The 14,998-nt window shown below is 62.5% G+C and carries 14 protein-coding genes and 2 pseudogenes; 9 read left to right on the top strand and 7 right to left on the bottom strand.

The features are described 5' to 3' along the window. Positions 1–357 precede the first annotated feature (357 nt). The 4 genes from BTH42_RS31325 to BTH42_RS31310 all read left to right on the top strand — a co-directional run bounded on the left by BTH42_RS31325 (position 358) and on the right by BTH42_RS31310 (position 5,323). Entirely contained in the window at positions 358–1,779 is a 1,422-nt protein-coding gene (locus BTH42_RS31325) for a basic amino acid/polyamine antiporter (protein ID WP_075305062.1), read from the top strand. Between the two features lie 46 nt (positions 1,780–1,825). Continuing rightward, the gene (gene arcA / locus BTH42_RS31320; RefSeq protein ID WP_372237299.1) at positions 1,826–3,088 is read left to right on the top strand and encodes an arginine deiminase; all 1,263 of its coding nucleotides are present in this window, start codon (positions 1,826–1,828) and stop codon (positions 3,086–3,088) included. Between the two features lie 164 nt (positions 3,089–3,252). Beyond that, the gene (gene nhaC, locus BTH42_RS31315; protein ID WP_075305060.1) at positions 3,253–4,737 is read left to right on the top strand and encodes a Na+/H+ antiporter NhaC; all 1,485 of its coding nucleotides are present in this window, start codon (positions 3,253–3,255) and stop codon (positions 4,735–4,737) included. Between the two features lie 241 nt (positions 4,738–4,978). After that, entirely contained in the window at positions 4,979–5,323 is a 345-nt protein-coding gene (locus BTH42_RS31310; RefSeq protein WP_075305059.1) for an RcnB family protein, read from the top strand. A 131-nt stretch (positions 5,324–5,454) separates the two neighbouring features. Here the strand turns inward: BTH42_RS31310 and BTH42_RS31305 are convergent, their stop codons facing one another. The 5 genes and pseudogenes from BTH42_RS31305 to BTH42_RS31295 all read right to left on the bottom strand — a co-directional run bounded on the left by BTH42_RS31305 (position 5,455) and on the right by BTH42_RS31295 (position 8,238). Further along, positions 5,455–6,144: a phosphatase PAP2 family protein gene (locus tag BTH42_RS31305; RefSeq protein ID WP_075305058.1), complete on the bottom strand. Its 690-nt coding sequence runs from the start codon at positions 6,142–6,144 to the stop codon at positions 5,455–5,457. Between the two features lie 302 nt (positions 6,145–6,446). Then, complete coding sequence (locus BTH42_RS31300) at positions 6,447–7,448, bottom strand: HipA domain-containing protein (RefSeq protein WP_372237301.1); 1,002 nt, start codon at positions 7,446–7,448, stop codon at positions 6,447–6,449. Between the two features lie 57 nt (positions 7,449–7,505). Next, a pseudogene (locus BTH42_RS36510) lies at positions 7,506–7,667 on the bottom strand (hypothetical protein); the annotation flags it as partial. Continuing rightward, positions 7,610–7,735: pseudogene (locus BTH42_RS36505) on the bottom strand (hypothetical protein); the annotation flags it as partial. The pseudogenes BTH42_RS36510 and BTH42_RS36505, both read right to left, overlap by 58 nt. Before the next feature lie 38 nt (positions 7,736–7,773). Further along, positions 7,774–8,238, bottom strand: coding sequence for a helix-turn-helix transcriptional regulator (locus tag BTH42_RS31295; RefSeq protein WP_075305057.1), 465 nt, complete (start codon positions 8,236–8,238; stop codon positions 7,774–7,776). 617 nt (positions 8,239–8,855) lie between these two features. On the opposite strand from BTH42_RS31295, the gene BTH42_RS31290 reads away from it, so the two are divergent. The 3 genes from BTH42_RS31290 (at position 8,856) to BTH42_RS31280 (ending at position 11,278) form a co-directional block, all read left to right on the top strand. Further along, complete coding sequence (locus BTH42_RS31290; protein ID WP_075305056.1) at positions 8,856–9,233, top strand: hypothetical protein; 378 nt, start codon at positions 8,856–8,858, stop codon at positions 9,231–9,233. Between the two features lie 11 nt (positions 9,234–9,244). After that, positions 9,245–9,460, top strand: a complete 216-nt coding sequence (locus tag BTH42_RS31285; RefSeq protein ID WP_075305055.1) for a YMGG-like glycine zipper-containing protein — start codon at positions 9,245–9,247, stop codon at positions 9,458–9,460. 252 nt (positions 9,461–9,712) lie between these two features. Further along, positions 9,713–11,278 (top strand): carboxylesterase, encoded by a 1,566-nt coding sequence (locus BTH42_RS31280; protein WP_075305054.1) that lies wholly within the window; start codon positions 9,713–9,715, stop codon positions 11,276–11,278. 131 nt (positions 11,279–11,409) lie between these two features. Here BTH42_RS31280 and BTH42_RS31275 read toward each other — a convergent pair whose 3' ends face one another. After that, a complete protein-coding gene (locus BTH42_RS31275) occupies positions 11,410–12,594 on the bottom strand; it encodes an endo-1,4-beta-xylanase (protein ID WP_075305053.1) in 1,185 nt (394 codons plus the stop codon). A 193-nt stretch (positions 12,595–12,787) separates the two neighbouring features. After that, the gene (locus tag BTH42_RS31270; RefSeq protein WP_075305052.1) at positions 12,788–13,099 is read right to left on the bottom strand and encodes a BON domain-containing protein; all 312 of its coding nucleotides are present in this window, start codon (positions 13,097–13,099) and stop codon (positions 12,788–12,790) included. Between the two features lie 332 nt (positions 13,100–13,431). Here BTH42_RS31270 and BTH42_RS35135 point away from each other — a divergent pair, with 332 nt between their 5' ends. Next, on the top strand, positions 13,432–13,656 hold the full coding sequence (locus BTH42_RS35135) for a hypothetical protein (protein ID WP_143752272.1): 225 nt from the start codon (positions 13,432–13,434) through the stop codon (positions 13,654–13,656). A gap of 157 nt (positions 13,657–13,813) precedes the next feature. Further along, positions 13,814–14,968 (top strand): porin, encoded by a 1,155-nt coding sequence (locus BTH42_RS31265; RefSeq protein ID WP_075305051.1) that lies wholly within the window; start codon positions 13,814–13,816, stop codon positions 14,966–14,968. The last annotated feature ends 30 nt before the right edge of the window (positions 14,969–14,998 follow it).

Genomic DNA, 14,998 nt, shown 5'->3' with positions numbered 1-14,998 from the left:
GCTTTTCGCTCAGGCGCCCGCTCGATCTGGCCGCCACGGCGCCGCATCAAGCGGTTGCTCCGACGAATTGCCTTATTGCCGCGTTACGATTTTTCGCGGCAATCGTGTGGGTATTCATAAAAGGCTCGACACCGATCGCCTCCCAGGGTAAGCGTGCGCGAATCACACGACACGGATCAAAAAAGAACAGCTATCTAATCCGCCATTCAATTGACAAACGCCAACGGACAGCCCATTCTTTTCACGTCTTGGCTTGCCGGGTAGTGCGGCCGATCGGAAACTCGATTGGTCGAGAGACACGTTTCGTTCGTATCTGATTACAAACCGTAGTTAAAAAGGTAACGAAAAGGAATCCGAATGGCGTCTACTCCACAGAAAATGTCAAAGATGCAGCTCACCGGGATGGTGGTGGGCGGCATGGTCGGCGCCGGGATCTTCTCCCTGCCGCGGACTTTCGCGAATGCCACCGGACCTATAGGCGCCATCATTGCGTGGCTGATCGCCGGCACTGGGATGTATATGCTGGCGCGCGTGTTCCAGTCGCTGGCCGAACGAAAACCCGATCTGGACGCCGGCGTGTTCGCGTATGCGAAAGCGGGCTTCGGCGATTATCCGGGCTTTCTCTCCGCCTTCGGCTACTGGATCGGCAGCTGTATCGGCAACGTCTCCTACTGGGTGCTCATCAAGTCGACGCTCGGCGCGTTCTTCCCGGTGTTCGGCGACGGCAACACGATCGTCGCGATCGTCGTTGCATCGATCGGCATCTGGCTATTCCACTTCATGATCCTGAAGGGCGTGCAGCAGGCGGCCTTCATCAACAGTATCGTCACGGTCGCCAAGGTCATTCCGATTCTGGTGTTCATCGTGATCCTGATCTTCGGCTTCAGGCTGGACCTGTTCCAGGCGAATCTGTATGGCGGCGGTCTCGAAGGCGGCATCCTCGAACAGGTGCGCGCGACGATGCTGGTCACCGTGTTCGTGTTCATCGGTATCGAAGGGGCGAGCGTCTATTCCCGTTATGCGCGCCAGCGCTCCGATGTCGGTCAGGCCACGATCCTCGGCTTCGTCGTCGTCACGACGCTGATGGTGCTGGTGTCGATGCTGCCGTACGCGGTGCTCGCGCGCGCCGACGTCGCCGGAATGCGCCAGCCGTCGATGGCCGCGGTGCTCGAATCGGTGGTCGGTCACTGGGGCGCGGTGTTCGTCAGCGTAGGTCTGCTGATCTCGGTGCTCGGCGCCTATCTCGCGTGGTCGCTGATCTGCGCGGAAGTGCTGTTCACCGCGGCCAAGACCAAGGACATGCCGTCGGTGTTCGCGAAGGAAAACGCCAACAAGGTGCCGGCCAACGCGCTGTGGCTGACCAACATCGTCGTGCAGTTGCTGGTCATCAGCACGTACTTCTCGCGCGACGCGTTCGCGTTGATGCTCAATCTGACCAGCGCGATGTCGCTGATACCGTATCTGTTCGTGGCCGCGTACGGGTTCATGATTTCGAATCGCGGCGAGGGTTACGACGTGCGCCCCGAAGAGCGCCGGCGCGATCTGATCATGGCGGCCGTCGCGGTGATCTATACGGTGTTCATGATCTGGGCGGGCGGCCTCAAATTCATTCTGCTGTCGGCGGTGCTGTATGCGCCGGGCACCGCGCTTTACGTATGGGCGCGGCGCGAACAGAACAAGAGCGTCTTCAATGGCTCGGACTGGATCATCTTTATCGTTGCGGCAATCGGCGCGATCATCGGTATTTATGGACTCGCGACCGGCAGGATCGCACTCTGACGGACTCGGTTGAACATAGCTGGCCAATATTGGCATTCAGGAGATCATGATGGCGAATACAGAAGCGAAAGCGGGCGGTTTGGGTGTCTACTCCGAAGTCGGACAATTGCGCAAGGTGATGGTGTGCGCGCCGGGCATCGCGCATCAGCGCCTGACCCCGAGCAATTGCGACGAGTTGCTGTTCGACGATGTGCTGTGGGTCGAGAACGCCAAGCGCGATCACTTCGATTTCGTGACGAAGATGCGCGACCGCGGCGTCGAAGTGGTCGAGATGCACAATCTGCTCGCGGAAACGGTCGCGGTGCCCGAGGGCAAGAAGTGGATTCTCGACAACCAGGTGGTGCCGAACCAGGTCGGCCTCGGCTTTATCGACGAATTGCGCAGCTATCTGGAAGGGCTCGACAATCGTAAGCTCGCCGAAACGTTGATCGGCGGTCTGTCGACTCACGACTTTCCTGAAGCGCACGGCGGCAAGGCGCTTGAAGTCGCGAAAGAGGCTGCGCAAGGCACCGAATATCTGCTGCCGCCGCTGCCGAACACGCTGTACACGCGCGACACCACCTGCTGGATCTACGGCGGCGTTACGCTGAACGCGCTGTACTGGCCGGCGCGTCACGAAGAGACGATCCTCACCACCGCGATCTACAAGTTCCACCCGGACTTCGCGGGCAAGGTCAACGTGTGGTGGGGCGACCCGACCAAGGACCACGGCCTCGCGACGCTCGAAGGCGGCGACGTGATGCCGATCGGCAAGGGCGTCGTGCTGATCGGGATGAGCGAGCGCACCTCGCGCCAGGCGATCAGCCAACTGGCCGCCACGCTGTTCCAGAAGGGCGCCGCCGAGCGCGTGATCGTCGCGGCGATGCCGAAGATTCGCGCGGCGATGCACCTCGATACGGTCTTCACGTTCGCGGACCGCGACTGCGTGCTGGTCGCGCCGGACTTCATGGCGAAGACCCGCACGTTCTCGTACCGGCCGAGTAGCCATCCGAGCGGCGTCGAATTGCATGCGGAAAACAAGCCGTTCACCGACGTGGTGGCCGAGGCACTCGGCCTGAAGAAGCTGCGCGTGGTCGAGGCCGGCGGCACCGACTACCAGCGCGAGCGCACGCAGTGGGACAGCGGCGCGAACCTCGTGTGCGCATCGCCGGGCGTCGTCTATGCATACGACCGCAACACCTACACCAACACGCTGCTGCGCAAGCAGGGCATCGAGGTGATTACGATCGTCGGCGCCGAACTGGGCCGCGGACGTGGCGGCGGTCACTGCATGACCTGCCCGATCATCCGCGATCCGGTCGACTACTGATCGTTTCGGCGCAGCAATCCAGCGGCTGACTGGAAGGGCGTCGTCCGCTCGCGAAACCGGCGAGCGGGCGGCGGCACGTGCAGCGCGGCAGTGCATGTCGCGCGACGGCCACGCGTTCGCGGCGACCGTCGCTACGGCGGCCGTCGCTACGGGGATCATTGCAAATGAAGAGGCCCGAAACACCGCAGCCGGTCACGATGACCGAGGCGATCATTCCGATCGCGAGCCTCGTCGTTCTGGTGGGACTGTCCTTCTATCTGTTCGGCGACGCGGGCGCGGGCGGCCCGAACCAGGTCGGCCTCGTGGTCGCGACGATGATCGCGGTGTTCATCGGCTGGCGCCGTGGGCATACGCTGGCGTCGCTCGGCGAAGCGGCGGTCGCCAGTGTCAGCACCGGCATCGGCGCGATCTTCATCCTGTTCGCGGTCGGCGCGCTGATCGGCACATGGGCGCTGAGCGGCACGCTGGTCGGCATGGTCTATTACGGCCTGAAGCTTCTGAGTCCCAATTATTTCTACATGACCGCGGCGGCCATCTGCGGCTTCGTGTCGATGAGCATCGGCAGTTCGTGGACAGTGGCCGGCACGATCGGTATCGGCCTGATGGGCATCGCGCACGGGATGGGGCTGAGTCCGGCGATCACCGCCGGCGCGATCATCTCGGGCGCGTATCTCGGCGACAAATCCTCGCCGCTTTCCGATTCCGCCAATCTCGCCGCGGCGGCGGCCGGCGTCGACCTGTACCGGCATCTGCGTGAAGTGTTGCTGACCTCGTCGCTCGCGATGATCATCTCACTCGGGCTGTTCTATCTGGTCGGCCGGCCCGGCGATTTCGACGCCAGCGCCGAAATCAAGGCGATGCAAGGAGCGTTCCATATTTCGCTGTGGCTGTTCGTGCCGCTGATTCTGGTGATCGTGCTGGCGCTGCTGAAGACGCCGCCGTTCACCGCGATCTTTCTGGGCGCGCTCGCGGGCGGCGTGCTCGCGGTGTGCGTGGCGCCAGAACGGGTGATCGCGTTCGCGGCCGCGAGGCCCGATGTGCCGGAATGGCTCGCGGTCGTCAAAGGCGTGTGGCTCGCGCTCGCGAACGGCTACAAGCTGTCGACGGGCAATCCCCAGCTCGACCTGCTGGTCTCGCGCGGCGGGATGGAAAGCATGCTCGACACGGTGTGGCTGATCATCACCGCACTCGCATTCGGCGGCGTGGTCGAGAAGTGCGGGGTGCTCGAGCGTGTGATTACGCCGGTGATCGAACGGGCGAAAAGCGCCGGTGCGTTGGTGGCGTCGCTGGTGGCCTCGATCGTCGCGACCAATATCGTGACCGCCGATCAGTACATCGCGGTGGTCCTGCCCGCGCGCATGTTCAAGAACGCTTTCGCGCAACGCGGCTTCGAGCCGGTGGTGTTGTCGCGCGCGGTCGGCGATGCGGCGACGCCGACCGGCGCGCTGATTCCATGGAACAGTTGCGGCGCGTATATGGCGGCGACACTCGGCGTGTCCACGCTCAGCTATGCGCCCTATGCGGTGTTCTGCTTTCTGAGTCCACTGCTGACGGTGGCGATTGCGTATGCCGGTGTGCGCATGCCGCGTATCGCGACGCCGGCCGCGCCGGTTGCATCGGCTGGCGCGCCACCCGACCCGGACGCATGAAGCGCGGCGGTTGTGCGCGGACCGCACCGCTTGAAGTCGAAAATCCTTTTACTATACTTTTAACGACTTCGAGTAATGCCTGAATTTTATGCTTTTTATTTAATCCGATTGAGGTAATTGCATTCGCTATATACCGACTATCGGCGGCAATGTACTTTGAGTCGTCGTTATGGATTTGCGAGCAGTTCGATGATCGCATCACGTGAATGCCATGAATTTTTCACCGCACGGAGGTTCGACCATGAATAAACGCATGATTGCGCAACTCATCGTTGTCTGCTTCTCTGGCGTATCGGCGATCGCGATCGCGGCGGGACCGCCGCCGCCGCCCCCGCCGCCGGGTGCCGGCCCGATGGGCGGACCGGGGCGCCAGCAGGTGATGCCGTCGATTCCGCATCGCGACTGGCATAAAGGCCAGCGCGTGCCGGCCGACTACCGTAATCACAACTTCATGTTGGACGACTGGCGTGGTCACGGCCTGAATGCGCCGCCGCGCGGCCATAGATGGCTAGGCGTGAATGGCGACTACATTCTCGTGACCACCAACAACTGGACGATCTCGACGATCGTGCCGGGAACGCAGTGACGCGGAAGCCGTCAGTCTGAACCCGCAATTGATCGGATGCCCGGGTTTGCGGCGCGCGTGGTTTGGCGCCGCAAATCCGGACAAATTCATTCGGGTAAATTCAATTGGCGGGCAAAGCGAGCCGCAACGGCTCAAAAATGTCTGAAGATGCTGCTCGCCGCTTTGCGCAGTTCGTCGAACTGCGTGACGAGTTCGAGGCAGAGGATGAAGGCCAGCGCCGCCGAAGGTCCCGGATAACGTTCCATCCACCGCAGCGCCGGCGTGGCGTAACGCGCACGCAGCGCGTCGCGCGTCATCAGCACGGTAATCGCGATGCCCACCGCGGCGCCGACCAGTAAATCGGTCGGGTAGTGGTAGCCGAGATACGCGCGCGGCACGCAGATGACGAGCGCGGTATAGAGAATCGCGAGCACGCCGACCCAGCGCCAGACCAGAAAAATACCGGTGGCGATCGCCATCCAGAGCATCGCGTGATCGCTCGGAAACGAACTCCAGTCCGACAGCATCGAGTCTCTGGTCGCGCCGGCAAATTGCAGATGCAGTTCGGGGTTATAGATCGGGCGTACCCGGAACGGCAACCAGTGTGTCAGCAATCGGCCGACGAACAATGCGACGAGACCGCTCGCGAGCGTCGCGATCACCATCTCGCGACGCCATGCGCGGCGCTCGTGCTGCTGAAACCATATCCACCACAGCAGCGGAATGAGTACGAGGCCTTTGAAGGTGTACAGGTCGGCGATGGCGCGGATCGCCAGTGTTGCGATTTGCCCGAAGTGAAGGCTGGACAGATAGGTTTCGATAGACGAATCGAAGCTGTTCATTCTGCTGTAAGAAATATGTGCTTATCGCGATGGAGAACCAGCATAAGCGATTCACCGCGACGCCATTTTTATTGCTTACCTTCACTGACAAAATTTACTTAACGTTTTCACCACCACACTTTCAGTGACATCCGGGCGGTAAAAATGCGCGTGGGGAGCGCTGATGGAGGAGAGGAAAGTACCGGTTTTTTTAGTGGCTATGTTGGTGTCGGTGGGCGTGTCGGCATCGTGAAGGCAGCGCGAAAAGCACACAGCTTTAATCTTCAGACCAGAGGCGCATGCCATACCCGACGCGCTGCTGTCTACCGCGCGAGCTTTTCATTCAGACGGCGCATCCCGCCGAACACCGCATCGGCGACATCCATCGGAAAATCGCCGGGCAATTGCGCCGCCACCTGAGCGATCACTGCTTCGGTCTGCGAACTGAGTTCGTCGATCAGCGCGTCGACGGTGGCGGCCGCGAGACCGACCCGTTGTCCTTCGGCGATCCAGTGGCGGCGCTGGATCTGATTGAGCAGATAGTGGACGTTCCGGCCGCGGACCGCCATCGCTAGTTTCACCTTCTGCGGCGGCAGCCGGCCAGCGCCGCTGCCGATGATCGGGTGCGCGGATAGCACGTCGTACAGCGGCGTGGCTTGGTAGCGATTGCCGGGCAGGTGAGCGATGCTGAAGTTCTTCGCGTGGCCGTCGGTCGCGGCGAGCAACCAGAAAACCAGCTGCGTTGCGAAGAAATTGCGCCGGTCGCTCGCGGCGCGCACGGACCCCGCGAGTATCCCCATGATCGTCTCGATTCCCGGGCCGCCGTCAGACTCGTACTTGTGCAGCGCCGACGTACCGGTGGCCTGGCACATGTCCTCCTGCGGCAGCCGCACGATCCACGATGCGTCGCTCGAGAGCCGGCGATCGAAGCGCTCGACGATCAGTACTTTCTGTTCGTCGAACTGAGCGATTTCGCAGCGTGCGACCGGCAGCCCATACGCGGCGACGATCTGCGAGCAGAGCCATTCGTTTTCCACCGACGTGCGCATGTCGGCGCGCATGTTTCCGACGAGGCCCAGCGGCAGCTTGAAGATGTGGGTGGTCGGGGTGCTGCCTTCGGGTAACAGCCAGCGATCGCGATGCCGCAATAACGCGGTCTTTTCCTGTGCGCCGGCGATCGACAAACGCAGATCCTCCAGTGGATCGTGCTGCCCGAGCGGCGCGTTCGACGTGGTGCCGCGCAACAGCGCGGCGATCTCCGCATCGTTCAGTTCGCGGCCGCGGGTGCTGGTGAGGTCGGTCGGCGCTTCGTCCGGCGGTAACATCTGCAAGGCGCCCACGCAGTCGCGGCCGAGCGCGCTGAGCAACGCAAACGGCGCGGTGCTGCCGATCCGGAAGCGGCCCGCGATGCGACGCCGGATCGGTTCGCTATCGGCTGCAGATTGTCGAAATAGTCGGCGACGAGTTGGCCGCGGTACGACTGATTGCCGGGCGTAAACGGCAGCGACAGCGAGAGCGGGCGGCCCTGTGGATCGTCGAGCCAGGCGTCGAGATAGGTCAGACGTTCGCCGCCGCGCGTCGTTTCCCAGTAGCCGACCGGCAGGCCGTTCATCCACAGGTTCAGACAGGTCGAGGTGCTGCGCGCCATGCTTACCACTCCTCGCGCTTTTTGCCGACGCCGGCGGCCGCGCGCGCTTTCGCGGCACGGGCCGGCTGCTTCGTTGCGGGAGCGGCTGGGCGCGCGCCACTGGTTTCGCGCGCAGCGGTGGCCGTGGAGCGCTTCGTCGCGGTCGCGCCGCGCGCCTGCAGTTGCGCCGGGTCCGGCTGCTCGCGCGGCGTGCGAGTGCCGCGTCCGGTGTTGCTGCCTGCCGCCGGCGCGACGCTGTCCTGATCCGCGGTTTCATTCTGCGAGAGCTTCAGATCGACCTGCAGGATTCGCAAGACCCTGAATAGCCGTTCGACGCTGACGGCGGCCGGATTGGCTTCGAGTTGCGCGTAGGTTTGCTGGGTCACGCCCAGGCGAGCGGCCATCGCGGCCTGGGTGAGGCCGGCGTTTTTCCTGAAGCCCTGCAGGATGGGCCGCAACTGGTTCAGCATCTGGATCGCGTAGTCCACGGGCAGTCTCCGGTTCGGGGCGAGCGGGACATCGTAACAGCCTAAAGCCTGTAAATGTCTAATACAGACTATACACTGTATTTTGCAAATACAAGCCACAGCCTGTAAATGTAGCGGGCCGGCGGGGTCGCATCCGGCCAGCTTCGTCCTGCATCAATGACGCAACTAACGGTCAAGCGCGCCAACCACCCCCACGCGCTGCTACGCAGCTAACCCAGCGTCACCAACCCGTGTCGCTACCACGGCTAACCATCCCGCGCTCGCATGCCGCCCGACATTGCCCGGTTTGAGTATTGCTCTGCACTACTAGCAAAGAAATGTACAGAGGCAACGAATAAATAAAACGTCAAATAATCCGAATTCGAAGCTATTTCGAAATCATTTCGAATGAGTCAAAAACAATCCGGCGGAGCGATGCAGCGATTCAATCGCAATTTACCCGCACTACATTGAAATAGACTTGGAAATTGCGTGAAACGCGGTAGACTTCAAAGCGTCCGGTGAACCCGAAAGGAGACTCGACGAAGCCCACACTATTCTTTCAAATAACCCGATCGACGCCGCCGGATGCGCTGGGCGGCAGGCCGCTGGAGAACATCACTTCACTGGAGTCTGTAATGGCAATCAAACCACAATGGCGAACGCTGTTATCTCTGACTTTCGTGTCGCTCGCAATGGTGGGCAATGTTGCGCGCGCGGAAAACATTCCAATTGTCACAGGTCAGCAATGGATGGCATCGTCGGACGAGGCGAAGAAAGCGTATCTCGTCGGTATCGCGAATGTGATCGACGTCGAGCGCGCGTATGCCGGTAATTCGGCGAACAGCAACGACATCGCGCAACGCTTCGGCAAGGGCATGCAGGGCCAGTCGCTCGATAGCGTGCGTCAGGGGCTCGACAGCTATTACACGGCCAATCCCACGATGATCCAGCATCCGGTGATCGAAACCCTCTGGTTCCAGATGGTCGTGCCCGGCCTGAAGAAAAACCCATAAGGAGCCCGATCATGAAACGACTTGGATGGATCGTTAGCATTGCGACGCTGGCTACGATGGTCGGTTGCGCGGACATGAGCTCGCGGACCCAGAGCACGGTGGGCGGCGCGGCAATCGGCGCGGGCGCCGGCGCGGGTATCGCGGCCATTTCGGGCGGCGACGTGTGGACCGGCGCGATCGTCGGCGGCGCGGCGGGCGGGGTGGCCGGCAATATCCGCGGCCGTTGAGCGCGAACTGTCGCGCGAACCGTAGCGTGCGTTAGTTATTCGTTCGTAAGCAGGCCGGGGCGGGACGTGTGTCGCGCCCCGGCCTTGCCGTTTACCGCGCGTCATCCGTTCATGTGGCGCTGGCGTGACAGAGTTTGAATCGATGCTTAAAAGACCTTAGGATATCCGCACCGGAAGCCGTCGCGACGACGGCATCAGCGCACTCGCAACGAACCGCCCGTGCGCGGTGCAACCTTCATCAAGAGAGCCGGAATGCTACGCACGTCGTGGAAGGTAATAAAGATAAGTGCAGCGGTGGTGGTCCTGCTGGCGGTGCTCGCATTCGCGCTGCGTGCATGGTATTCGCAACGCGGACCGGAACTGTCGGTCTGGCACACCTATGTGCCGCGCGAAATGAGCGTCGACGAAATGAATACCGCCGACTGGAATGCGTATATCAAGGCGGAGAACCGGATCTTCGACGACGTGCGCGTGAACGTCGTCGAAAAGATCCGGCCGTCCGAGCGCATTCCGGCGAACCGCTATTACAAAGGCTCGCCGATCTATCCGGAGCAATTCGCCGACAACTGGAACCGTTCGTACATTCTCGAACCGGCGGGGCCGCCGGTCGGCGCGGTGGTCCTGCTGCACGGGATGACTGATTCGCCGTACAGTTTGCGCCATATCGCGCGCCGTTATCGCGACCGCGGCTTCGTCGCGATCGGCATCCGCTTGCCCGGACACGGTACGGTGCCGGGCGGTCTCGCCGATGTTCGCTGGCAGGAATGGACCGCCGCCACCCGGCTCGCGGTGCGTGAGGCGCGGCGGCGCGTCGGTCCGGACAAGCCGCTCGAACTGGTCGGCTTTTCGAACGGCGGCGCGCTCGCGCTGCAATACGCACTCGACGCGATCGAAAACCCCGCTCTATCCCGGCCCACCCGCGTCGTGCTGATTTCGCCGATGATCGGCGTCACGCGTTACGCGCGCTTTGCCGGCCTCGCCGGTTTGCCGGCGATCTTGCCGAAGTTCGCGCGGGCCGCGTGGCTCGGCATCGTGCCCGAGTTCAATCCGTTCAAGTACAACTCGTTTCCGGTCAACGGCGCGCGCCAATCGTATCTGCTGACGGCCGTGATTCAGGAGCAGATTGCGCGGCTCGAGCGGGAGAACCGGCTCGATACGTTGCCGCCTATTTTGACGTTCCAGTCGGTGACCGATTTCACGGTCAGCACGCCGGCGGTGATGTCCTCGCTATATGACAAGCTGCCGGACAACGGCAGCGAAGTCGTGCTGTTCGACCTGAATCGCAGCGTGCGCTTCCGGACCTTCCTGCGAGTTGCTTCGTACACCGCACTGTCGCGCCTACTGCGCATCGGTCCGCAGAACTACCGGACCACGGTGATCGCGAACGTGTCGCCGGATTCGGCGCATATGGTCGAGCGCAGCGTGTATGCCGACGAAGTGCAAACGCGCGTGCGGCCGTTGGACATCGATTATCCGCAGGACATTTTCTCGTTGTCGCACGTCGCGATTCCGTTCCCGATCACCGACGCGTTGTACGGCATCGCGCCGGACGACTCGGAGAACTTCAACGAGAATCTCGGCACGCTCGCACCGCGTGGCGAGCGCGGCACGCTGATACTGACGCTCGACACGATGTTCCGCATCGCGTCGAATCCGTTCTACCCGTATCTGCTGCAACGTGTCGACGAGGGGATCGGCAAGATGCCGCCGCCGGTCGTCAAGTCGCCGCCGCGCACGCATGAAACCGCGGACGGTCAGCCAGACGATTTCGCCGCGCAACTGAATGAGCTCGAACAGGCCGGGTCGGATGAGCCTTGATGCGACGATGATTTAAACCGTGCCGGTTTCACGCATTCGCGCAGCCGGCCGGCTAACCTCATGACATGGCCCGCGCTTCGGCGCGGGCCATGTGCTTTCAGACGTATCGATCCTGTAGATCGAGCACCGCGTCACGGCCGATACGACGGCTCCACTACCGCCCACAGCGCCGCTTTCGGCTGCAAGCTCGCATCGAACGGCAGCGGCAGATTGGTACGCGCGACCGGCGTCGACGTCAGCCACGTGTGCTTGTCCGAATAACCCCAGAACGTCACCGCCTTGATGCTCGGCTCCTGCTCGAACAGCGCAAATACCGCGCGATAACGCTCGGCCTGCGCGCGCATCAGATCGTTCGGCACCGGCTGGCCGAGATCGGGCAGGCACGCATGCGAATCGCTCCAGCAGGCGCCCGGGTCGGTGTACAGACTCACGTCAAGTTCGGTTACCTGATTATCGAGGCCCAGTGCGGCGACCTCGTCGAAGGCCTGCTTGATGCGAGGCAGCGGCGGCCAACTCACGCTGATATGCATCTGATGGCCGACGCCGTCGAGCGGCACACCCTGCGCGCGCAACTCGCGAATCACCGCGAGCAGCTTCGCGCGCTTGACCGGATCGTCGGTGTTGTACTCGTTGATATAGAGCTTGACGTTCGGGTCGGCCGCGTGCGCGGCGCGCAACGCGATCGCGATGTAGTCCTTGCCGAGCGCGCGATACCACGGACTGTCCTCGCGATAGCGCTGGTGCGGGTCGTCGCTGATCACTTCGTTGACCACGTCCCACGCATACAGCTGGCCGCGAAAGTGCGTGACGACATCGGTCACATAGCGCTCGAGCCGCGCCGCGACGAGATCGCGATAGTGCGGGTCGCGCGGATCGCCGGCGAAGAACCAGTCCGGTGCCTCGGTCCAGTCGCCCGCCTTGAAGTGCCACACGAGCGTATGACCGCGCACCGCGATCCCGTGCGCGTTGGCGAACGCGACGATTCTGTCGGCGGCCGCGAAATCGTATTGGCCCGGCGCGACACCGATCGTGCCGGGCTTCATCTTGTTCTCGGCGGTCAGGCTCGAAAACTGTGCGGGGAGCAGCGCGGCGTCGGCGGGGCTGTCGAGCGAATCCGGTTCGATCGCCGCGCCGACCTTGAAGTGCGCGGCCATCACACTGCGCAGCGGCGGCAGCGCCTCGGCGGGCGGCGCCGCCAGCGGCGCACCGTCGTGAGCGAGCGGCGCGTGGCTGTTCGCGCAGCCTGCCGCGGCCAGTGCGCAACACAGTGTCGTGGCTATAGAGAGCAGGCGTACCGAAGTACGTCGAGTGCGCATTCTGTGGTCTCCTGGGCGTGATTATTCTTTGAAAGCGCTTTCTAACGTTAAAGAGCGTTACCGGTAACAAAGAATGGTACGGATCGACCGCGGCGGCCGCCATGCGGGATTTACCTGACTGTTGCAGCGAGTGGAGCGGGACAGATAGCGCGCGGCCGGTTCGAGCGTCGTCCGCGCGGCGATCCAGTTCGATTCAATGCGAGCCCAGCGAGCCGCCATCGGGCGAGAGCCGGTTGTCCACCGAGGTCACGCCCGGCACCGACAACGCGCTGCGTTCGGCACGCGACACATGGTCCAGTGCGGGCACCCAGCCGACCAGCGTGATCTGACCGGAGCGGGCGAACACGAACACATGAGACATCCCAACGCCGCTGCGCGCCTCGGCGACGCGCACGTTATGGGCGAGTTGCTGATCGGTGAGCTGCGTATCGTTCTGCGCATAAGCGGCCGGCGCGATTGCGCCCGCTATCAGCAATACGAGTGTGGAAGCGACAACTGTTTTCACGATACCTCCTTACAGATACCAGGGTGTGCCGGCCAATCCGGCCAGCGAGTCTTCCGGTTCGGTTGCATGCGCAGCCGCGGAAGTGGGTCGGACAGAACCGCATACACGGCGCGCGTGCTGTATAACGATGCGCGCGGCCAGGGTTCTGTCGATCGGGGCGTAGGGCGGTCGTGCCGTCGCCCGGAGAAAGTGTGGGAGTGCGGTGCGTTCGAGCGGGACGTCGCGCGGGCGGCGTGGCGGGGGAACAGGGCATCGTATGCATTGATGATAGACACAAAATTTCGCGCCTGCTGCCGGCGCCGGTGTCAATCGTCAAGTTCGATCCGTCGCAAATGATGTCGATCGACGTTGCATCTTCACAACATCGAATTCACTTCGCGCTTGCATTTGACCGTGATTTCGCAGCAAAGAAAACGGCCTCGCATCCTGCTGGTGCCGACCGCGCCGCGTTTTGGTGCATGGATTCAAACGGATTTGCGGCGCTTATGACCATCACGGCATGGTCACGAAGCGGGGTGCTACTGCGGCTTGGCCCGGCGCGCAATAGTTATCGGTAACATCGTTTTCCCTGAGCGTGCAATTCGATGCGCGGCGCGGGCTCGTCCCTATAATCGCCTCGAAATGTGCTGAGGACATTTCGACAAGAGGGGAACGCGTCGAGTACGAATGCGTCCTGAGCGGCTTGGAGACGCCCAAATATATATAGGATAGCTAATGAAGAAGAAGCTTATTGCTTTGTCGGTGATGGCGGCGGCAACGACGGTGGCACATGCGCAAAGCAGTGTCACGCTGTACGGCCGTATCGATAACGGTATCCAGTTCGAAACCGGCTTGCCGGGCGGTCACGCCTGGTCGGCGCAGACCGGCGACTGGGGTTGCTCGTGGTTCGGCCTGATGGGCTCCGAAGATCTCGGCGGCGGCACCAAGACGGTGTTCCAGTTGGAAGGTCAGCTCAACACGATGACGGGTGCGTCGGCCGGCAACCTGTTCGGCCGTCACGCGACGGTCGGCCTGACCAACGATCACTGGGGTCTGTTCAAGATCGGTAACCTCGGCGCCGGCGAACTGGCGCAGGACAGCTGGGGCACCGACCCGCAGGTGATGCAGCGCTACGCAATCTCGACGCTGGTGCGCGGCCGTAACTGGACCAGCACCACCAACGGCGCGGAGTACAACACGCCGGTGCTGTTCGGCGGTCTCGTGTTCAAGGGCCAGTATTCGCTGACCAACAACACCAGCTGGAACTCGGCGCCGGTCAACTCGGCGGGCGTGCCGACCGGCCAGGGCCGTACCAACGCGATCGAAGGCGTCTATACGTGGGGCGGCGGCGATTTCCGCGTGATCTATGACGAAGTGCGCGGCGCCAACGGTTCGTTCAACAACGTGTACTCGGCTTCGCGCATGGCGTTGGTCGGCGGCACTTATGTGGTCGGCCCGGTCAAGTTCTACGTCGGCTATCAGCACCTGAGCGCACCCGATGCGACCAACGCGAGCGTGGGCGTGACCGACGCGTCGCAGCCGGCAGGCGTCAGCGCACCGACGGGCGTGAATCACGAATGGCTCGGCGCCGCCTGGCAGGTGACCCCGGCCACGCAGATCACCGGCGCGGTCTATCACGCGAACGCGAACAACGGCAACGGCAACGCGACGCTGTTCACGCTTGCTGCTACCTACGCGCTGTCGAAGCGGACCTTCCTGTACACGGAAGCCGGCTACGTGCGCAACAGCTCGACGTCGAACATCAACCTGGGCAACGGTTCGTACGGCAACAACAACTTCGATCCGACGACCGGCACGTCGTCGAACAGCAACCCGAACTATGGCCACAGCCAGACGGGCGTGTTCGCTGGGATCATGACCTCGTTCTAAGTAGTACCTGCCTGACCGGCAATCGTAGTG

It is taken from the genome of Burkholderia sp. SRS-W-2-2016, assembly GCF_001931485.1.
Lineage (GTDB): Bacteria > Pseudomonadota > Gammaproteobacteria > Burkholderiales > Burkholderiaceae > Paraburkholderia.
The sequence above is the reverse complement of the archived record's forward strand: the minus strand, read 5'-3'. Positions and strand labels throughout refer to the sequence as shown.